General features: G+C 49.3%; 23 protein-coding genes and 1 riboswitch. Of the genes, 10 read left to right on the forward strand and 13 right to left on the reverse strand.

Going from position 1 to position 20,287, the window contains the following annotated elements:
* Nucleotides 1-211: 211 nt before the first annotated feature.
* Nucleotides 212-457 (forward strand): hypothetical protein, encoded by a 246-nt coding sequence (locus NST08_RS17260; protein WP_341342059.1) that lies wholly within the window; start codon nt 212-214, stop codon nt 455-457.
* A gap of 31 nt (nt 458-488) precedes the next feature.
* Here the strand turns inward: NST08_RS17260 and NST08_RS17265 are convergent, their stop codons facing one another.
* The 3 genes from NST08_RS17265 to NST08_RS17275 form a co-directional block, all read right to left on the reverse strand.
* Nucleotides 489-1,115 carry a DedA family protein gene (locus NST08_RS17265; RefSeq protein ID WP_341033133.1) on the reverse strand — a complete coding sequence of 209 codons (627 nt, stop codon included), beginning with the start codon at nt 1,113-1,115 and terminating at the stop codon, nt 489-491.
* A gap of 125 nt (nt 1,116-1,240) precedes the next feature.
* Nucleotides 1,241-1,516 (reverse strand): hypothetical protein, encoded by a 276-nt coding sequence (locus NST08_RS17270; protein ID WP_007128413.1) that lies wholly within the window; start codon nt 1,514-1,516, stop codon nt 1,241-1,243.
* Between the two features lie 27 nt (nt 1,517-1,543).
* The gene (locus tag NST08_RS17275) at nt 1,544-1,750 is read right to left on the reverse strand and encodes a hypothetical protein (protein ID WP_007128414.1); all 207 of its coding nucleotides are present in this window, start codon (nt 1,748-1,750) and stop codon (nt 1,544-1,546) included.
* Nucleotides 1,751-2,060: 310 nt separating this feature from the next.
* Between NST08_RS17275 and NST08_RS17280 the strand changes: the two genes are divergently transcribed.
* The 4 genes from NST08_RS17280 to NST08_RS17295 all read left to right on the forward strand — a co-directional run bounded on the left by NST08_RS17280 (nt 2,061) and on the right by NST08_RS17295 (nt 5,698).
* Entirely contained in the window at nt 2,061-2,471 is a 411-nt protein-coding gene (locus NST08_RS17280) for a VOC family protein (protein WP_007128415.1), read from the forward strand.
* A gap of 284 nt (nt 2,472-2,755) precedes the next feature.
* Nucleotides 2,756-3,796 carry a hypothetical protein gene (locus NST08_RS17285; RefSeq protein ID WP_213616606.1) on the forward strand — a complete coding sequence of 347 codons (1,041 nt, stop codon included), beginning with the start codon at nt 2,756-2,758 and terminating at the stop codon, nt 3,794-3,796.
* A 281-nt stretch (nt 3,797-4,077) separates the two neighbouring features.
* Nucleotides 4,078-4,653 (forward strand): sigma-70 family RNA polymerase sigma factor, encoded by a 576-nt coding sequence (locus NST08_RS17290; RefSeq protein ID WP_007128417.1) that lies wholly within the window; start codon nt 4,078-4,080, stop codon nt 4,651-4,653.
* Entirely contained in the window at nt 4,643-5,698 is a 1,056-nt protein-coding gene (locus NST08_RS17295; RefSeq protein ID WP_341342060.1) for a hypothetical protein, read from the forward strand. The genes NST08_RS17290 and NST08_RS17295 overlap by 11 nt, the downstream gene beginning before the upstream one ends.
* 120 nt (nt 5,699-5,818) lie before the next feature.
* Here NST08_RS17295 and NST08_RS17300 read toward each other — a convergent pair whose 3' ends face one another.
* From NST08_RS17300 to NST08_RS17340, 9 genes are all read right to left on the reverse strand, one after another.
* The gene (locus NST08_RS17300; RefSeq protein WP_028407187.1) at nt 5,819-6,475 is read right to left on the reverse strand and encodes a GAP family protein; all 657 of its coding nucleotides are present in this window, start codon (nt 6,473-6,475) and stop codon (nt 5,819-5,821) included.
* On the reverse strand, nt 6,472-7,248 hold the full coding sequence (locus NST08_RS17305) for a MerR family transcriptional regulator (RefSeq protein WP_028407188.1): 777 nt from the start codon (nt 7,246-7,248) through the stop codon (nt 6,472-6,474). The genes NST08_RS17300 and NST08_RS17305 overlap by 4 nt, the downstream gene beginning before the upstream one ends.
* A gap of 375 nt (nt 7,249-7,623) precedes the next feature.
* The gene (locus tag NST08_RS17310; protein WP_007128422.1) at nt 7,624-8,100 is read right to left on the reverse strand and encodes a hypothetical protein; all 477 of its coding nucleotides are present in this window, start codon (nt 8,098-8,100) and stop codon (nt 7,624-7,626) included.
* Nucleotides 8,101-8,350: 250 nt separating this feature from the next.
* Complete coding sequence (locus tag NST08_RS17315) at nt 8,351-9,373, reverse strand: hypothetical protein (RefSeq protein ID WP_341342061.1); 1,023 nt, start codon at nt 9,371-9,373, stop codon at nt 8,351-8,353.
* Nucleotides 9,370-9,726: a PadR family transcriptional regulator gene (locus NST08_RS17320; protein ID WP_007128424.1), complete on the reverse strand. Its 357-nt coding sequence runs from the start codon at nt 9,724-9,726 to the stop codon at nt 9,370-9,372. Before NST08_RS17320 ends, NST08_RS17315 begins: the two co-directional genes overlap by 4 nt.
* Nucleotides 9,727-10,004: 278 nt before the next feature.
* On the reverse strand, nt 10,005-11,042 hold the full coding sequence (locus NST08_RS17325) for an NADH:flavin oxidoreductase/NADH oxidase (protein WP_251537593.1): 1,038 nt from the start codon (nt 11,040-11,042) through the stop codon (nt 10,005-10,007).
* 105 nt (nt 11,043-11,147) lie between these two features.
* Nucleotides 11,148-11,582 (reverse strand): MarR family winged helix-turn-helix transcriptional regulator, encoded by a 435-nt coding sequence (locus tag NST08_RS17330; protein WP_251537595.1) that lies wholly within the window; start codon nt 11,580-11,582, stop codon nt 11,148-11,150.
* Between the two features lie 302 nt (nt 11,583-11,884).
* Nucleotides 11,885-12,685: a Cof-type HAD-IIB family hydrolase gene (locus NST08_RS17335; RefSeq protein WP_341342062.1), complete on the reverse strand. Its 801-nt coding sequence runs from the start codon at nt 12,683-12,685 to the stop codon at nt 11,885-11,887.
* Between the two features lie 272 nt (nt 12,686-12,957).
* Entirely contained in the window at nt 12,958-13,806 is an 849-nt protein-coding gene (locus NST08_RS17340; protein WP_007128428.1) for a bifunctional 5,10-methylenetetrahydrofolate dehydrogenase/5,10-methenyltetrahydrofolate cyclohydrolase, read from the reverse strand.
* A gap of 71 nt (nt 13,807-13,877) precedes the next feature.
* A riboswitch (ZMP/ZTP riboswitch) is annotated at nt 13,878-13,957 on the reverse strand.
* 150 nt (nt 13,958-14,107) lie between these two features.
* Between NST08_RS17340 and NST08_RS17345 the strand changes: the two genes are divergently transcribed.
* From NST08_RS17345 to NST08_RS17365, 5 genes are all read left to right on the forward strand, one after another.
* Nucleotides 14,108-15,118 (forward strand): permease, encoded by a 1,011-nt coding sequence (locus NST08_RS17345; protein WP_007128429.1) that lies wholly within the window; start codon nt 14,108-14,110, stop codon nt 15,116-15,118.
* A gap of 31 nt (nt 15,119-15,149) precedes the next feature.
* Nucleotides 15,150-16,100, forward strand: coding sequence for a TIGR03943 family putative permease subunit (locus tag NST08_RS17350; protein ID WP_341342063.1), 951 nt, complete (start codon nt 15,150-15,152; stop codon nt 16,098-16,100).
* 15 nt (nt 16,101-16,115) lie between these two features.
* Nucleotides 16,116-17,309, forward strand: a complete 1,194-nt coding sequence (locus NST08_RS17355; RefSeq protein WP_007128431.1) for a CobW family GTP-binding protein — start codon at nt 16,116-16,118, stop codon at nt 17,307-17,309.
* A gap of 398 nt (nt 17,310-17,707) precedes the next feature.
* Nucleotides 17,708-18,259 carry an AAA family ATPase gene (locus tag NST08_RS17360; protein WP_341342064.1) on the forward strand — a complete coding sequence of 184 codons (552 nt, stop codon included), beginning with the start codon at nt 17,708-17,710 and terminating at the stop codon, nt 18,257-18,259.
* 257 nt (nt 18,260-18,516) lie between these two features.
* Complete coding sequence (locus NST08_RS17365; RefSeq protein WP_007128433.1) at nt 18,517-19,644, forward strand: hypothetical protein; 1,128 nt, start codon at nt 18,517-18,519, stop codon at nt 19,642-19,644.
* Between the two features lie 92 nt (nt 19,645-19,736).
* Here the strand turns inward: NST08_RS17365 and NST08_RS17370 are convergent, their stop codons facing one another.
* Nucleotides 19,737-20,186, reverse strand: coding sequence for a macro domain-containing protein (locus NST08_RS17370; protein WP_340900305.1), 450 nt, complete (start codon nt 20,184-20,186; stop codon nt 19,737-19,739).
* Between the last annotated feature and the right edge of the window lie 101 nt (nt 20,187-20,287).

The following is a 20,287-nucleotide window of genomic DNA, read 5'->3' on the forward strand; positions in this document are numbered from 1 at the left end:
ATTTAGTATTTCCCCAAATATCCGGTTCAAAGACCAGAAAAACACAAAAAGAGCCCGCTGTTGGCAGGCTCCTCCGGGTAAAACATATCGTATTGTCTCGCGTCACACTGATGAAAAGTATATATGCAGATCGCTGCTTTGTCAAAGATTTCTTCGGGAATGAAAATCATGGAATGGGGACAACACTGTAGGGAAAGGAGTGAGATGTATCATGGTAAAAAAAGCCATTCTATGCGTCTTGGTTTTCATCGTGCTGCTCGCCGCGGCATATTTGGCCGATTCCGCCTCGCGCACCCGATACCGGCCGGGAAGCTCCCAGATGATGCAGCAGCCGGGAGGAACCTTGGAAATCTATCAATCCGAAGATATCCGGAATACATCATCCGGCTTCTCGCCGCGTGAGTATATTAAGATCCTCCGGGGCATGCCCGAACCCTCTTCAGACGACATACCGTAATGAACCCTATGAACCGTAGCATCACCATGACTTAACCGTGGATCTGAACCTCCTTGTCGCACTTTAAGCGTTTGCTTCTTCGTCTCGACAAGATCAGGAGGAGGGCCACTGCGAGTACGGCCACTGCCCCTGCCAGATAATATCCGTATCGGTTAATGAGCGCACCGATATGGTCAACCACTTGATCGCCGACGTACATGCCCAAGGAAAAATAGCCCACGGTCCATAACAATGATGCCGAATAGGAAAAAAGCGCAAATTTCCGGTAAGGCATCCCTTTCATGCCAACCGCATAGGGAGTCACGTTACGAAGAATCGGCAGAAACGCGCTGATGCAGATCGCATAATTGCCGTATTGGCGGGTCAGCCGTTCGGAGACGTCAAGGAATTGCCGGATACTCTTTTTGTCCCCAAAACGGTCCAACAGACGGCTAGCCGTAAAGCGGCTAAGCATAAAGCCTACGGTAGCTCCGGAGCATACCCCGAGATATAACATCACAAACGAAGGGAACGGCGCTAATATTTCGGATGCGGCCAGCGCCCCGCCCGTCATGGCAACGACCTCGTTGGGCACAGGCAGACCGATAACCCCAAGGCATAAGACGAGAAATAAAGCGTAATGCCCGATTTGTTCAATAAAATTAAGCAGCGTGTCCACGCGCCGGCCCCCTAATCCGTCCAAAAGTATATAACCAGCTTACTGAATGCTCGGCATTCGGAAAACGTGCTCAAGACGAGGTTCATAACTAGACCTGAGACTAGGAATTGTTGGGTGCGGGACGATTAAAGTTGTTTGAAAGCCTCGATGAATGTCCGGGGATCCTCTTTCACCGTATAGGAATATACGCCCTGCTGGGTATGCAAATACAAGAATCCCCCCTCCCCGCCAATCGTACGATACGAGAGATCAAACACCTGACCCAGCGGAAAAACCCGATACTTTGTAACGATTCTGTCTTCGTACAGGTACATCTTCCGCCTTTGCTCTTCGGTTCTTTGTTCGATGCCGTCCACGACGCGATTGATTTTGTAATAAGGCTGTACTGCGATCCAATTCATGGTCTCCCTCCTATTGGGCTGGGCTCCTCATTTGGAAGAAGGTTTTCGGTTGTTCTTGCTCCTCCCTCGCCTCTTGATCCATTCCATGAGCTCAAGGCACCCGATAAATAACACAAACACTGCAAATAACGCGCCTGCCCGCATGGGTTCAATGAGTCCCGCTGAAGAAGCGGCAATCCCGGCGATGCCTACGATAACGATCCCGAGCACGGATAGCTTCCATCCTGTAAACATATGTATGCTCCTATTAATTACGTAATTAGTGCATCTTATGAATCTTCAATGTGCCAATATATCGCTCGCGCCAGATTCAATGCACTTTAAAATTGTTTTCCATTTCAGTTATAGGGCCTATAAGCAACCATGTCAAATCTGCATTTGAATCTGGCTGCTGCACGATGCTCAGCGTCGACGCTCGGATCACAAGCCCTGCAGGCATGATCCGTAGGCACGAATAGCAATTGAGAAGAAATGCGATGCCGTCAGGTATGATAGATTAACATTGATCGATGCGATATCAAGTTGAAAGGATTGAGGAGAGCAAATGGGTACGCTGAAGCCATATCTTATTTCCGTAAATGCTAGGGAACAGGCGGATTTCTATTTAAAGTCGCTCAGCGGGAAGATCATATCCATCATGACGCATGAGGAGGCAATGGGCACGCAATCCGAACTGAAAGACAAGGTTATGCATATGTGTCTGAATCTTGCCGGTGATAATTACATTTTCATGGCGGATGCCATCGAGCCCTCGTCCCCCGGTAACGATATCTATCTGTCTATCGATTATGATAATATAACCGAGGCCGAAGAAGCTTTTCAGAAGCTTGCCGAGGGGGGAAAGGTGAACTATCCGTTTGAGCTCCAGCCGTTCGGCATCTATTTAGGCGAGGTTCGGGATAAGTATGGCGTACAATGGATGATTACCGCCGAGACGAAGGCGGACGCGACATAGATCCTTGTACGAAGCATCGGCTTTGCCTCAGTGCTTTGACGGGATAATTTGTGGGAGCGTTAAAGCAGCATTTCCATCCGGGAGGAGGAGCTGTCTCGGGAAATTTTCGCGATGTCCTGAGGCAGCGCCTCCTTTTTTATGCTGTATTTCACCTCGGCTCTTACGCTTAAGCTGCTCTGCCGGCAAACTTTGAATTGCCAATATCGTGCTTCATTTGCCATAATTAAGGAAGGAGAGAACCTTTCTGCCTCCCGACCAACAAACAGAAACAGGAGGAATATGCGATGAATACGACGGGCTGGATCATTCTCATTTTGTTTATCATTGCGGATGTTTTCATCATATCTTACCTTGTGAGGCGATCGTCGCGGAAAGAGCGGGCAATAAGCCCAGTACGCCGGAGAAATCCTTTCCGGAATGCACCCGAACCGCCTCAAGTGGCCGAGCCCGGGAGTCCCGCTTACGCACTTTCCAAGCGTCTGGAAGCTTCCCTGCCCTCCGCCTTGACGGATGCCGTTAAGCAGCGGGTGATGACCGAATATCCCGAATTAACGGAGCGGGAATATGAATGGCGGTGGGTTGAGCTCAAGCGATTTTTTATCATGTGTGCCGTCATGGACCGCGTACCGATGTTCAGCAAAGCGGTCGACGAAGTATGGCATGAGATGCTGATGTATACATACGAGTATCAACAATTTTCGGACCGTTTCCTCGGACGGATGCTGCATCATGCGCCCAATACCGGCAGCGAGCAGGTATCCATGAAGAACGAGCGGGCATGGTTCGATGTTATATACGTGCAATTATTCGGGTGGAATGAATATAGCGCTGTCTTGTGGGGACCCTTCTTCCGTGTTCCCCTGTCGCGCGAAGAGCTGGAGGAGTTTCGTCACACCCATTCTTTCATCGAAAATGAGCGTTTCAATTCGTGGACGTATGAGCGACTGCCCGAAGCCGCCGAGGCCATCGACCAGGTTGTCGGCGGACTCAAGGAGCGGCTGTCGGAAGCCGAGAACGGCTCCCCGCCGGCAAGCCGTAAGGTGGATTACGGAAATAATGAGGTGCTCCTTGCCTCGGCAGTCTTCTTTGCCTGGCATTATTCCGATGATTTCATGCATCGGATGGAACCTGAAGAGAAGTATACGGAGAAGACTGCCGGAGCAACCGGCAGCAGCTGCACCTACGCCTCCGCCTGCGGTTCAGGGGGACATGATGACTCAGGTGACGGAGGCGGCAGCGGCAGCGATGCATCCTGCAGCAGCGGATCTTCCTGCAGCGGCGGCTCCTCTTGCAGCAGCTGCGGTGGAGGCGGCTGCAGCAGCTAATAACGCTTCGGTGAACAGAAAAGATGCCCCGTTGTGGGGTCTGCGTGGGTTGATTGGAAATACGTGTTTATTTACTAAACATGTTAAAAAGATTTATGGGAATGGAGACTGTTCAATTTTTTAAAGGCCGGATTTTCCTACTTCTAAGGAATCCGGCTTTTGTTTTTTCTCTGATCGTGGTCGTGACGAATGTTTTGTAATGATCTGTATATCGGACCGAACCTTTTTTTCAAAGCGAGACAATATAGGGTGTAAGCTGCTTACTCAGGAGGGCCCTCTGAATGCAAAGTGATGATATGTACCAGTTACTCACAAAAATGAAAGATGGTGATCAACAGGCATTTCATTCGATCTATGATGCCACCTATCAGGACGTGTACCGTACAGTCTCGTTTCTGGTCGATCATCCGCAGGACCGGGAAGATGTCATGAACGAAATCTACATGCAAATGTGGACGTCCCTTGCAAATTACGATGCCAACCGGCCATTCCGCTTCTGGCTGCACGGCTTGGTCATCCGTCAGGTGCAGAGATTCCGGGTTAAACGCTGGCGGAGATTCCGGATTTTTGAACGCATTCGTGCCTTCTCGCGGGAAGAGTCTCATTGGGATCAGCCTGCCGTGTTGATGGATGGGACGAACCAGATGATATCACAAGCCATTCAAAAGCTGACCGACAAACAGCGAACCGTGATCATCCTCCGCTTTTTTCACGACTATACGCTTGAGGAAATCGCGACATTGCTCGATATTCCGCTCGGTACCGTCAAGTCCAGATATCATGCCGGCCTTCAGGCGCTTCGAAAACACATAGGGAATCTCCCCCCAGAGAGGATGGAAAAGATCTATGACTATTGAACACAAAATCCGTGAACATCTGCATCATGAAGCAGAAAAAATGGATTGCCCCCCGGCAATTTCCAAACGAATCGAACAATCCTATTCAAAATATTTGCTGAGAAAAAGGAGCCAAAAACCTATGAAAAAACGTATGATTGCCGGCATCGTTGCCACCGCGATTTTGATTCCCACCGCAGCGTTTGCTGCCCCTACCCTGATTGACATGCTGACGAGAACACCGATGACTGCTGAACAAATCAAGACAGATAAGGTTGGCAAAGCTACGCTCGAGAAGCTGTATCGCGCATTTCCCGAAACGAAATCGTTCGAGATCATCGAGGCAAGCGCCGTACAAGGTGTCCAAACCAGCATAATCCTCCAGGAAAAAGGTGGGGGCGGCAAGAAAATTACCCTTCATACAAACAGTGCTACCGGTGAGATTGAACACATAATTCAAGAGAATTGGGAGTCTAGGGAAAAGCCTCTTACGGATTTAACCGATCTTGAACTCAAGTCGAAGGTTGATCATCTCATCAGTACATTATATGGCAGCATCGAAGCGTATGAGTTTACTATGGAGCAAATGGAGAACCCGGATCAAAAAACGTTGATGTTGAATTACGCCCAAAAGGGATCAGAGAGACCGGTCTATCAGGTTATGGTTCAGGATAATACAATCAGCGTTTCTGTAATTGGAGGTGAGACTGCATCTTCGAATAGTAAAGTAGAAGGTTTCTTCTCTACAGATGGTCTGCCTGATTACTTTGCCGATGCCTATTTGAATGATGAAAAACTCTTTTCTCTGCTAAACATGAGTCCGTCCGAATTAAAACAAGAATTAGCCAAAGGAAAATCTGTAGTGGAGATTGCGGCAGCTAAAAATGTCTCAAAGCAGCAAGTGATCGATGTTATTGCGAAAACTCAGGTTGATTTACAAATTGAAGCTGAACGTAATGGCGAAATTCCTAATAACAATCTTTCATATGAACAACTGTTAAAAGCGATAGAGCCCAAAGTGCTGCAAGTTATTGACTACAAAGCTGAAGCACCTTCGAACAAATAAGAAGCACTAAAGACGCCAGTCGTATGGACCCAGTCCATTCATAATTCAAATCAAGAGCGCAAAAACCCTGCGGGTTAATGCGCTCTTGTCGTTCCATGGCCAAACGAGAGTATCGGTTCATTACAAGTAATCCAGGCTATTTAGTATCAGCAGCAATCCAAAGATACACATGATCCAGGATAGTGCGGAACTCGAATTATTGGAGATCTGCTTCTGGATATAATTGAGCGGTCTTTGCATTGACCTGCCCAGAAGCTTATGCAAGGCGTACAGAATCAATGGCGGGAGCACCATCACCACATTATATGCGATCAATAGAGGAAGCCATTGATAGAACGCCAACCCGGCATTCGTCATTAAACCGATCGCCGCGAAATAAGGAAAAGCCGTGCCGACCTCGATCAGCGATGTCGTAACGCCAAGCGCCACCATAGCGGCAATGCTTTTTGACCGGGGATTCGTTAATCTGGGTTGTTTCCTCTTGGGAACATAAAAGCTCCATACAAACAAAATGACGCCGATGATAAACAGAAGCCAACTAACTGCGCGGCTTTGGAAAAAGCCTGAGAATATTTCAAACACAACGCCCAGTCCGAGCTTGAGCGCGATGCCAACGGCAAAATAGAATCCGGCGACCGTCAGAAGATAAACCACTAATCTTGACCCTAATCTTCGCTTCTCGGTAAGCAGCAAGTAGACTGTTACGCCGAGTGTAGCCGGACTAAGGGTATCCAATAAGGATAGTCCGCCGATTATTAAGATTAACTCGGTACTCATGCTTCCCCTCCCTGTCTGAAGTCTCCTTCGGCCGTGTTTGAGATGTAAATCTCATACGCTCGCTCCAAGTATTCGAGTACCTCAGGCTCGATTGGATACATCCCCAGCTGCTCCGATGCGGAGGGGGATTTCCTCAGCTCCCATAGTTTATCGATAAACTCATCTTCCAGCGGAAATTCTTCGGCTTGTTTTTCCAGCATGCGCCTGATCACATTTTGCACATTAGGCGAGGAAGGTACTTCACTTGCATGGTATTTGATAATAAGGCCAATAAGCGCAATCCATTCCATGGATTCGGGATGCTCGCCATTCATATTCGGCAATTTGGTCCATAGCTTTAGCTCGGTATCACTGAACATCTTTTCCCTAAAGTGCTTGGGTCTTTTCTTATCCTGCATGGATAGCTTGATCAGTTTTTGTACCGCCTGCTCTTGATTCCCCGCCTCAACCGCAATGCCGTTTAACAACGTGCGCAGGGACAGCTCCATTTCCTTTAATCTCGCCTGCTCCTCCTGAATATAGGTTAATTGATTCACGAGTCCGGTTGTCCAATCCCAATTCGGATCGGTAAGCATCTCCTGAATTTCTTGCAGTCGATACCCCATGCTTTTATAAAATTGGATCTGCTGAAGCTTCTGAAGATCCTCATCCGAATACAGACGATGGCCTCCCTCTGTTTTCGAAGAACATTCGAGCAAGCCGATTTGATCATAATATCGCAGCGTTCGGACGGTAATATGGGTCTGCTTCGCCACTTCGTTAATATGGATCATGCATTATTTCCTCCACGCCCTGAATTCTTTGATCATTCCTTATACAAAGCATACTTTATGAGATAGCCCACTCCAAGGCCAACGCATACAGCCGGTAGAGGCTTATCGACCATCAGACCGATCCCCCCTCCTATAATGACGCATCCGTATATAATCATGTCGCCTTTTTTCAAACAATCGTCTCCTTTTCACATCATTTAGCATCCGGAGGATCCTCAGCAAGGCCATTATAATAAATGACGTAACGTCAGTTTCAAGCTTTTACTAAAATAAACTTGCTTACTGAGAGGAATTTTCCGTCCTCAACAAAAAAAAGCACCTGCCCATCAATGATGGTTCAGATGCTTTCACATTAGTTATTGATGATCATGCGCATTACAAGTTTGACGACAGGACCATATCGGACCGGGTTTGCGGGCCGATCTTGCGGACAGCGATACCATTGCGCTCCGCCCATTTTGTCAACTGGCGGATCCCTTCGCAGTTCTTATCTTCGAATTTAAAGCTGCAGAACAGCGGGGTTACATTCTTGTCTTTCAGGCTCAGATGGAATGCTGCTTTGTGACATCCGGAAACCTTGATCTCCCGGATCTGCTCAGCCTTCACCAAAGCACCGTTAATGGTAATGGTATCAGAATTCTCTTGAATCCGGATTTCCCGTTTGATCAACCGCGCATATCCCTCAATCGCGAGGGCTACCAGCATAACCGCATTCACTGCCATCTGCATATAGAATAAAACAGGATAGGAGTACTCCGTCAGGGTTGCGACTTGAAACATAATAATGCTGATGACCAGCGAAAAAATTAAAATGTCCTTCATTCTTGTGGAGTAATGGATGGCAAACTTCATTTTGATCAGCTCCGTTCCGTCTGTAAGGGTTTACATGTGCTTCTTCTCTTATTATAACACCATTGTACATAATTTTGACACATTTAATTCATATTTTCGTCAAAAATATGCTGTGCACCACGCTCCATTCTATGCTTACCCCGATCATTTTGGCGGAGAGGATCGGCAGTTCCCGCAAAAAAAAAGAAGATACCGGCCTACTCCTTAGGCTGGTATCTCCTTATGATTCTCTTGTATTCGGATGTCCTGTTTACTTGCTTAGTACTCTTGGCCCGTCTTTGTGACGGAACCATTTCATCCCAACAGAAACGGTATCCAATAGGTTGATGATTATGATGATGTAAATGAGCCCTTCCCTGGACTGATTCCAAATCCGATTTACGGTATTATACGATTCTTCGCCCGTGGTCAGCAGGTTGGCATCCACGAGCTGGTTCATAAACGTCGGGTTCATGATGGCCGGATCCGAAAGTATGACGATGGCAGCAATCGTAAATACGACATTGAAAATGAGATGTACAGCCACCAGCTGAGAGGTCCATTTTCGCAAGATGAGTTTCATTGTGTCCTTCAAAATGCCGATCGCCGTCACGGCCCAGATGAAAGGTAAATAGATCGCGAACGCTTCTTTATCAAACACCGGTATGTTAAAGGATTGCTCGCCCGAAAAACGGATCACCCCGATCCAATCGATTGAGAACGTGAACACGACAAAGAACAGGATCGATGCCAAAAAACCGATCATTGGCTCAATGGGCTTAATGCGCGTAGCAGAATCGGGGACGGGCTCCAGGTGCGACGGCTCCCAATCCTTCGCCTTGTCGGTTCGTGCTCCAAGGTATTCGATAAAGGCAAAAATCCCCGTTACCCATGCGAACCCTTGAATGCTAACACTCAATATCGTCACAAAATATTCAAGCAGCGTCTCCCCCGAGCTGTCTGTGCTCGAAAAATATTCAATAATATACGAAATGCTGAGGAAGATCACCAGAGAATATATGACAATCTTCAGCACTGACCAGTATCCGTCGATCAATCCCGGACCGATCAAATACCTTTCCTTGACCCTATATCGAGCCGCCATTTCGTTTGGCGGGCCGAGCTTCAGCAGCACCTGTTCTACATCCTCACGGCTGGCTGCGTCACCTGGAGCCCCGCGGTCCTCCAACATGTCCTCTATAAGTCCCCGCAATTCCATTTCGATATCAGCCCTTTGCGGAACGGGCAGCTTTTGGGTTACGGCATATACATACCTGTTTATCAAATCCGTCATGGGTCTCTCTTCTCCTCCTTGGCGTCGACGAGTCCCTCGAGGCTCGTCATCATATCCTTCCATTCCCTGTACAGCTGGCTGTAGATTTCCTTGCCCATCTTACTAATGATGTAGTACTTTCTAGGTCTTGCCTCGTTCGTATCCCACTGACTTTCAAGCAGGCCTTGCTTCTCCAATCTTCGCAACAGCGGGTATAGCGTGCCCGCCTCGACGCCGATTCCCTTCTCCTGCAATATGGCAACGAGGGAGTAACCATACTGCGGCTCTGACAACTGGCTGAGCACGCCAATAATGATCGTGCCTCTTCGAAGCTCCTGTACCAGTCCATGCAATATCTCTTGATCTTCAGACATGTCATCAACTCCTGGAAATAATTATAGTGTACGTCACACACTATTGTAAAGATGACAATAATGAATTCTTAAAATATTTTTTTCGATTACACGCCATTCCACCCAGACGACAAACAAAAAAAGGTTATCGAAGGGTCGTCGTGACCCATCGATAACCTTTCATATCCAATAAATGAATGGAATCGGAATGGAGCATTGCTCATTTTGATATTATTTCGAGATCTCGTGTTACTTCCCGCTAGTTAACGCAGGCAAACCGTTCCATGCATTCTTCATGATTATTGCGCCTGTTTAGGAAATCCGTTGAGGTATTGTCTTGGAATGGATGTATCCTTCTTGAGAACGGCTGCCGCTTCCAACGCCCAATACGGGTTGCGCAGCATCCCTCTGCCAACGGCAACAAGATCCGCCTCTTCATTGCCGATGACTGCATTCGCCAGAGCCGGCTCATCCAGCCGGCCGACAGCAATCACCGGTACGCCCAGCGCTTCTTTGATTTGTCGAGCCAGCGGAACCTGGTATGCCGCATGGGTACCCGGTCTTCCCTCTGCAGCGATTGGGCCTTCGCCGCCAGCGCTGATATGGAACATATCCACCCCTGCAGCATGATATGCCTTGGAGAACGCAATGCTTTCCTCGATACCGTAGCCGCCATCCACGTATTCCCTTGCAGAGATACGCATGATCAGCGGCATATCGTCAGGCATTTCGCTCTTGGCCGCTTGAATCACCTCGACGCCGAATCTCGTTAAATCCTGGCCATATGCATCGGTTCTTGTATTCGTTAATGGTGAATGGAACTGGTGAATTAAGTATCCGTGAGCTCCATGCAGCTCGATGGCATCAAAGCCGGCTTGCACGGCACGGCGTACGGCCAACCGGAACTTCTCCACCATCTCTTGTACTTCTTCGGTCGTCAGGGCTCTCGGCGTTTTGGAATTATTGTCAAAAGGAATGGCCGACGGCGCGACAGGCGTCTGCGCGTCCTCCGCCTTCCGGCCGGCATGGGCAATTTGGATCGCAGCCTTCGCGCCATGCTGGTGGATTCCGTCAACGATGCGCGCAAGCGGCGCAATTTGTTCATCGGACCATAAACCAAGGTCGTAGTCCGAGATTCGTCCGTCAGGCTCTACGTCCGTCATCTCAACAATGACGAGCCCGGTTCCGCCGACCGCGCGGCTCACATAATGCAGATAATGCCAATCCGTTGCGATACCGTCCTTGTTCGTAACGGAATATTGACACATCGGCGGCATCACGATCCGGTTTTTCAGTTTCAAAGCTTTCAACGTAAAGGGGCTGAATAAATTTTCCATATGGTTTCCTTCACTCTCCTGATGTCATGTAATCCTCTAAATTAAATGCATGCGCATGCATTTAAAATAACAGACGAAGGAGCATTCGTCAATATTTCGATACAATCAGGACTTCATAATCTCCATCATATTCTGGACGCCTTGGCGGAATTTCGGAGAAGAGAATTGCTGCTCCAGCACATTCAGCACGGTAGCTCTTGCCCGTTGAAGTTTGTCTTCACCAATGGAGGTGAGCGACGTATATATCCCCCTGCGGTCATTCTCGCAGATCGCCCGCTGCATTGCACCGCAGCCCTTGGCTTCAAAGCGGCTGACCAGCCTCGAGATCGCGCTTTGACTGAGGCCGACCATCGCTTGCAATTGCTGCAGCCGCAGCTTTTTTTCAGGAGCCTCGAACAAAAATAACAGCACGTAAAACTCGTTCAGCGACAAGTCGTGCTGCTGCTGAAGCGTCTGTTCCAGTTCATTTGTGATCATCGCCTGTGTTTGCGTCAAGGACAGCCAGCTTGTAATGAGATCTTGTTTTTGATTGGTTGACATCGTTCCCACCTGCTCTAGGTTAATGGCCCTCAGATGGCAGGTCTCTCCCACCCGAAAGGCAGCTGTTGTTAACTTATCATATCAAGCTCACATTTCAGCCGTCAAACGGCTTTTCCTGTTGCATCGCATGATATCTCGCAAAAAGGCCCGCTCCTTATCATTTAAGGAACGAGCCTTTCGTGTGTTGATCGGAACGATAAGAAATGATGCGACGCCAAGCACCGTCTAAGCACGTCGTGCATGCAGCAGGCAATATCATACTGCGAGCCGGTCGGGAGAGGCACGCGCTTATAAAAGCTTGCTTATGCCATCACCTGCGGTTTTGGATCCAGCAGGCCCAGCATTTGAAGCCCGTGCCGGATGCCGTCCTCGCCTACATCCTTGGTAACGTGTCGGGCTGCGCGCTTGACGACGTCGGGCGCGTTCCCCATGGCTACGCCATGGCCGACATACGACAGCATTTCCAGATCATTCAGATAATCGCCAAAGGCGATGGTATCGGCTACGTCCATGCCCAGCGCTTGGATAAACTGCCGGATGCCTTCGGCTTTGGAACCGCCGGCCGGAAGCACATCGGTGCCGTACGGACCCCAGCGGACCAGATCAAGCCTTCCTCCAAAGCTGGACCGATATGCCTCCTCTTCCTCCTCGGTGCAAAACACAATGGCCTGGAAAATATCCCGTCCAAGATAATACTCCGGATCATATTCCGGGATCGTCAGCTTCAGCTCGCCCCAGCTGGAATCGATGTGCTCGTGATGAGTCACGTTCATTTTCATTGCATCGCTTCCTGCATAGATGATCGGATGGTCCATCCGCACTGCCAGCTCGGTCAGCTGCTGCAGCTGCTCGGGAGGCAGCGGGTTCCCGTAGATCGGCTTGCCCTGGTGAACGACATATTGCCCGTTCAAGGACACATAGGAATCGATGCCGAGCTGCTCGCGGATTTCCTTGAAATGATAGGGAGCTCGACCGGTCGCAATCGCGACTTCATGCCCGTTGTCTTTTAATTGTTCAATGGACTCCAGCGTCGACTCCGGGATCCGCTTGTCGTGATCGAGCAGCGTTCCGTCGATGTCAAAGAAAATTAATTTTTTATTCAATAGCCCTCGCCCCTCTTTTCATAGCTGATGGGTGTATTGTAAATGATGAAAAGCATTTCAGAGCAAGCAACAATTTATACCTCATGATCTTCCAACAACACGAATCCATCATGCTTTTTAACTTATCCTAGGTGACCCAACCTTGGTGAAAGACAATCCGCACAAGGGCTCTCCGCATATAGCCGGAACGGGAAGTCTTCTCTCGGCATCCTATTCAAAAGAAAACCGAGCCTTTAAAAGGACCCGGTTCATTTGCATTACATTATCCACGGTTAGGACTTCAGTGTTCTTTCGGCTGCCTCAACCGTATGCTTCAGCAGCGTGGCAATCGTTACCGGCCCGACGCCTGCCGGAACCGGCGTGATGGCCGACGCGCGCTCCGCACACGCCTCATAATCGACATCTCCGACATTGCCTTTGTTGTAGCCGGCGTCAAGCACTACCGCCCCCGGCTTGATCCACTCGCCTTGAATGAACTTTGGCTTGCCGACCGCAGCAACGACAATATCCCCTTGCGCGACGATGTCGCCTAGATTGTTCGTTTTGGAGTGGCAGATCGTCACCGTAGCGTTGCGGTTTAGCAGCATCATCGAGACCGGCTTGCCGAGAATCGGGCTGCGGCCGATAACCACGGCATGCTTGCCTTCGATCGGAAGCTTGTAATAATCCATGATCGCGATAATCGCTGCCGGGGTGCAGGACGGATAGTCCGCGAAACCGAACGCATTTTGCGAGAAGCCGAGCGTGGTCACGCCGTCCACATCCTTTTCGATCGCGATCGCATCGAATGCCGCTCTTTCATCAATATGATGCGGAACCGGATGCTGGAGCAGAATGCCATGCACTGCCGAGTCCTCATTCAGCTGCCGAATGGCCGCGATGAGCTCCTCGGTCGTCGTCGACGCCTTCAGCTCGATTTTCCGGGATTCGATCCCCAGGCGCTGGCATGCATTCCCCTTCATTCGCACATAGGTTGCCGAAGCCGGATCATCCCCGACGAGGATCGTAGCCAAGCAAGGAGTGACTCCCTTGGCTTTAAGCTGCTCGACCTTGACGGCCAGCTTAACCTTTAGATCATCCGATACCGCTTTCCCATCCAAAATCAACGTTTCTGTACTCATGTTCAACCCGCTCCTTCGCCATTGTTAGTCAATAAAAACATAAAGAGGCAAGGCGACATGATCGTCTCCTTACCTCTTGCCCAGGCGTACGGCATATGAAACTATGCGCTCCCTCTTGGTACCCCAAGCTACGCCAGTAACGCATAGTCTACGTACTACTACTATACCATGAGCTTGCGGGAATGCGCCATAGCTTCGGTTGGAAAGAGTTATTCGTAATTCTTTTGATTAAATTGGAAAGTTGTCTTTCGTCCAAGCATAGAATGTCCTCGTAGATGATTTTTTTCGTCAGGAGGCCTTCATGAAAATTCCGGCTTTTTTCAAATGGCTGCCGTTCTTCCTGCCGCTGCTCTTTCTGTTCCCGGCTCTCATGACGATGCCCCGGAGCGGGCTCGCCCTGCTTGGCAGCACCGAAGTGCAGCAGCTTAAAACTGTATTCATCGGCATTTTCCTTGAGGCCCTGCCGTTCGTGCTGCTCGGGGTGCTGATTTCTTCGCTGCTGCAAATCTTTGTCAAGGAAGAATGGGTTCGCCGCCTAACGCCGAAGCATCCAGTTCCCGGCGTCCTGTTCGCATCCCTGCTCGGGATGATCCTTCCCGTCTGCGAGTGCGGCATGATCCCTGTTGTGCGCCGGCTCATGTTAAAAGGCATGCCGGCTTATGTCGGGATCACCTTTCTTCTCAGCGGCCCGATTCTGAATCCGGTGGTGCTTGCCGCAACGATGATGGCATTCCGTTCGCATCCCGAGATCACGATCGGACGAATGGGACTGGCCTTCATGATTGCCGTTACGATCGGCTTGCTCGTATTTGCTTTCGTGAAGAATAACCCGCTAAAGCGCTCCTTCCATGATTTCACCGCCGAGGTCGAAGCCGCCGGAAGCCGGCCATCCCACGCACACAGCAAAACTTGGCGCAGCCTTTTTGTTCATGCTGGTGACGAAATGGTGGATATGGGCAAATATTTAGTGCTCGGTGCGTTTGTCACGGCCTGCATTCAAGCATTTATTCCGCGGGAGGAGCTGCTCTCTCTTGCGAGCGGTCCGATGTCCTCCTATCTGTTCATGATGGGTCTGGCGTTTGTCCTTTCGCTCTGCTCAACGTCGGATGCATTCGTCGCTTCGGCTTTTACGCATACCTTTACCGTGGGCCCTCTCGTGTCCTTTCTCGTGCTTGGCCCGATGCTCGATTTCAAAACGCTGCTCATGCTATCCGCCGCATTTAAGACGAGATTCGTCATTGCGCTAAGTGTCGTCATCGTCACGCTCGTGTTTGTCGGTTCCCTGATCGCGAACATACTGCTTGGCGGATAATCCGTGAACAAGAAGGAGGTGAGCTCTTTCCATGAACCATTCATCGGCAGGTGCGCGGTTTCATTATGTTGTTCGTGCGCTGCTGCTGGCTGCTCTTGCTATTTATGTCATGCACTTAAATGAATCGAATCTCCTTGAATACTACCTGGCTCCGCAGATGCAGACGCTTCTGCTGCTCTGTCCGGTACCGCTTTTGTTCATTGCCTTCGGCATGGTATATCATGCCGTAATGGGCGACTCCGGCGACGTATGCGATTGCGAGCACCCTCATCCCCGAGGCGTTGTCCGAAATTTAACGGTCTACGGATTGTTCGCCTTACCCCTGCTCTTCGGATTGCTGGTGCCCGATCAGCCTCTCGCGAGCAGCATGGCAGCCAAGAAGGGCATGGTGTACACCTATCCGAATCCGGATGTGCGGACCGGTTCTGAGAATGTACCCGGAGATTCCGATGCCGCTGGCAGCGCCCGCGCACCGAACCCAACCACAAATGAAAGCAGCCCGGTCGATCCGTTCGCACCGAGGGATAAGTATAGCGTGGAGTTTGCGGAGCTGGCCAAGCGGCTGTACGCCATGCCCTCCGTCACGGTAAGGCCCGAAATATTTTCCGAGACCGTCGGCGCGATCGAGATGTATAAGCCTGTCTTTGCCGGCAAGCCCATCTCGGTCCAAGGCTTTGTGTTCAGGGATGACAGCATGGATAAGAACATGTTTGCCGTCAGCCGGTTCTTGCTGATGTGCTGCACGGCCGATGCCGTTCCGTTCGGCATTCTCGTGAGCGGAGAGCAAGCATCCCGTTTCGAGAATGATACCTGGGTATCGATTGAAGGCACGGTCCAGACCGTGAAAATCGAAGGCGAGGAGCGCCTGCTGATTCAAGCCGAATCGATCGAGGCGATTGAAGAGCCGGCTTCGCCGTATATTTTTACCAATCCTGACTCTGTAGCTGCGTTTGATGAGCTGTATCCGGCAGCTCAACCCTAACCGGAGGTGAAGAAGATGAACAAGACACCTGTCATCATCATCAGCGGCTTTCTTGGCAGCGGCAAAACAACCCTGCTCCTCAGACTGCTCGCCTACGCAAAGACTCAGCGGTGGAACACGGCCGTTATCATGAATGAAATGGGCGAAATGGACGTAGACGGAGCGGTTATTTCCGGTGACATGCCCGACGTTCCGGTGGAGAAGCTGCTCGATGGCTGCATCTGCTGCACGAAGCGCGGCGAGCTCGAACTGGCGATGGATGTGCAGCTCAAGCGGCGTCCCGATCTCATCCTGATCGAAACAACCGGCGTAGCGAACCCGCAGCTAATTCTTGAAGATTTGGCCGAACCATCATTGGCTGAACGCATATCTATAGCGCGCAAGGTGGCCGTCGTCGATGCCGGCAAAATGCTCGAATACAACAGCTTCTTCGCGTCGGATCGCAGTCTGGTGCGTACGCTCCGGGGGCAGATCGCTTTCGCCGATACCATTCTGCTGAACAAGGCAGGCGATTGCGATGCCAAGATGCTGAGAAAAGTGACGGCGGCGGTTCGGAACATCAACGGCACCGCCAAGCTACGTCTGACAGACTATGCCCACATTAACGAAGCCGAAGTTTTCGGAGTCATCTCGCTCCCCCCTCGAAACCAAGGCGGGATGGCGTCCGGCAGCGCCGCCGGAACAAGCTTCTCCCCTGTCCATATGGAAACCGCTGAGCCTGGAACTACTGCGGCTCCAAACAGTACGCATGCAGTTCCGCCCGGCTTGGCGGAAAATGCGGCTGGATTAGCGCCGGAGCCATCGGCTCCACAGGATCGGCTCCAAGGAAGACACTGGCATCAACATGAAGACGGCAGCATCAGACACCCTATCCATACTCATCGGGATCCCAACGAGCCGACCTCGTACGCCGGCCTGGATTCGTTAACCTTGTCCTTTCCGGACTCGTTTTTGTCGCCGGACTCGTTAACCGCCGGAAAACAGGAGCTAGAGGCCTTCTTCCAGGGCGTAACGGGTCTCCTTCGGGCCAAAGGCTATGTCCGCCTGGATTCAGGCTCTATGCTGGTGCAGTGGGCGGCGGGCAGGCTGGAGCACAAATCCAGCTCCCTGCCGCTGCAGCGGGGGTATCTCACGCTAATCGGAAGCGGGCTCGACAAGTCCCGCATCATCGAGGAATGGGACAGAAGGATGCGGAGCATCACCCGGTAAAGCATGCTCTAGAGTCACTTGAACAAAACACGGGTACTGGGTGATTCCCCCAGTACCCGTGTTTAATATGCAGTTATGCCGGAACATGAAACGCCATATACCCTGCTTCACAATCTCAATCCATATTCATATTTCAAGCACTTGTTTATCGTAATAACGACTAGTTTAGTTGTGAAGATTTAGCTCCCTTTTATCTATTAATAATCGTCGGTAAAAAATGTTTTGAACGATGCTCTCCCCTCCTCCGATGCGGTTTCTATGCTATCGTTGAAGACAGAAATGCATCAAGTCGACACGCGAGGGCACAAACAACCTTTTCTTTGGCGGACCAAAATGACCAAAAATTAGAATTGATTTATCGAATGCGAATCCAATGCATCAATAAGGAGGTTTTACGAATGTCTGATATACAAAATCCTGGCGTCATCATAGTGACAGGGGCCATGGCTTCCGGCAAATCCACCATCGCCCAGCTATTGGCGGAAAAATTTGATCGTGCCGTTCATTTACGGGGAGATACCTTTCGAAGGATGATTGTCAAAGGAAGGGAAGAACTGCTACCTGTCGCCTCAGAGGAAGCGTTAGCCCAGCTTGAGCTGCGGTATCGTCTTTCCGCTTCCGCCGCGGCCGCCTATGTCGCTGCCGGGTTCCAGGTCGTGCTTCAGGATATCATCATCGGGCCTCACTTGCAGACTATGGGCAACCACTTAAAGGGCGTCCCGGTATATATCGTCGTTTTGACGCCTAACCCCGAAGTCCTCCTTCAGAGGGAAGCGCAGCGGAATAAGAAAGGATACGGCATTTGGGAAGCCGAAGAGCTGGACCGGCGGCTGCGTGAGGAAACGCCAAAAATCGGTTTATGGCTCGATACGTCGGATTTGACCATTGAACAGACGGTAGATGCCATCTGGGAGCGGGTTTGGAGCGAGGGAAAGCTTGAACGGCTATAAGCTGTATGCGCGTGTGAAACTCCGAGCGAATCGCGTTGAATCAGTTCCTCGGCAGTTCTTCGTCCCAACGAATATGACGCATTCCATTGATCTATCATCCTTTGGTATATACGTATTGGTTGATGTACGCTCGATTCTGGCTAAAGACCGGGAAAGAATGGACAAGCGGTACTCACTTTACTTTTATTTCCTACTAACCGTTAACCATTTATGGTACTTTACTCATAGACCATAATGACTATAATCTTGGAGGCCGTATGAAAAAACTACTAAAAGCAAAAGTGCTTATCATTTTTTTGTTTACCTCATTCTTTTCCATATTCTTATCACCTGAATCAAACGCAACGTCAAACGTTGTACCTGGCAATGCTTATTTATCAGAAGAAAAGGCCATTTTCTTAGACGGCGAAATTCTTATAACGCGTGAAAAAGCCTATTCCATCGATAAAATAAAAAATCCGGGTACGTATGTTCCTGTGAAATTATTATCCAAACTTAAAAACATTTCAATCGACTACTCTAAACCAATCACAGTAAAGTCAAATAAGGGTACATACAAAATTAATGAAAGTAATTCCGTTTTATTAGACGGGACCACTTATATAAAATTAGACTACTTTTATAAGATATCAGGTCTGTCCGGTAAGGAGTTTTACGAATCTCATACTATTTTTCTGTGGAGCAACAAAGAAGGTAAAGCCAAATCAGAGAAATTAATGTCCCAGATCAAAAGGGTATCCGATGACTATCTTAAGACCTATATGGGGAAAAAGGTATACATCTATGAAGGAGAAAAGGTTGGGCGGGTCATTGAGATGGCAGTAATCAGCAAACAAACAACGAGTTTTAAAATATTGCTGAATAATGGAGTAGTCGTTGAAGAGCTGGTAAGTGGTTCTACACCTGATACATTCTGTACCTATTTTTATTATGAAAATGTTAACGGCTTTTATTCCGGCAAGTATTACTGGGCAAATAAAAACCTATTACCTTCATCCAATCCTCTTTTAAATATTGAAAAGGTCTACTTTAAATCTGTGAAGATGAAGGGAAATAAGCTCATTGTAACTGCAAAGAGATCAAACGGCGCTAATGTTACTTTTAAGCTTCCCTTTTATGATGACCCCAGCACGGTAATACAACAAGGTTTCTACACCGTTAATCCCAAGAGCGTATTCCCTAAGTGGGACTCTGCTACCTGGAATCGGATCGTTCAGCAAAAGATAGCTATAGGCATGAATCAGGAACAGGTGCTGCTATCCTGGGGGGCCCCCGATGATCATAGTTCGTACACGGGCAGCTATTTAACTATGGATCAATGGATTTATGGCGACACTTACTTGCACTTCTATAATGGTATACTTGATTCTTGGTCGGATTATTAAACTCGATCTCTAGGGCAGCAACGGACTGCCCTTTTTTTCGTCCATTCTTAAAAAACTTCTGACGTTCCGGCTGGCCCTAGCGAACAAATCATTCATTCTAACTTGTACAAAGTTACCTCGTAATCATGAAAAACATCCTCAATGATTCCATATACAACGCTCCAATCCCCATTTGCCAGGCCGCAGCCAATGTTGAACGGTAAAGCTACGCTAAGACCGTCTTTTTGTGCTTCCGTCTTAAGTGCGGCTAGGGACTCCTTCAAAGCTTCATAATCCGTGTACCTCACTTTTTGTCTTCCATAATTGAGCTGACCAAACAGATTGGCAACGGATTTGTTATCGGTTTTGACGATCAGGCACTTGCCTAATACATCATGTGGATCGTGGTTTTGGCAAAATTCTTTATAAGCAGGAAATAAGCTCGGATACTTGTTTCGCAGCAGCTTAGCGATTCCGGACCCCATAACCCCTTGACAATTTACTTGGTGCCCAAGGATATCCTCAGCAGCTTCAAGCAAGCTCCCTTCAACCATTTTAATCATCCCGACTCCTCCATGCTTCATGCATTCATTCATGCTTGTATTCCCCAAGCATTAGTACCTTATTGTATCCCTCTTCCGGAAGTTGGTAAAGGGCCCCAAGA

It is taken from the genome of Paenibacillus sp. FSL K6-1566 (genome assembly GCF_038050475.1).
Classification (GTDB): domain Bacteria; phylum Bacillota; class Bacilli; order Paenibacillales; family Paenibacillaceae; genus Paenibacillus_AQ; species Paenibacillus_AQ lactis.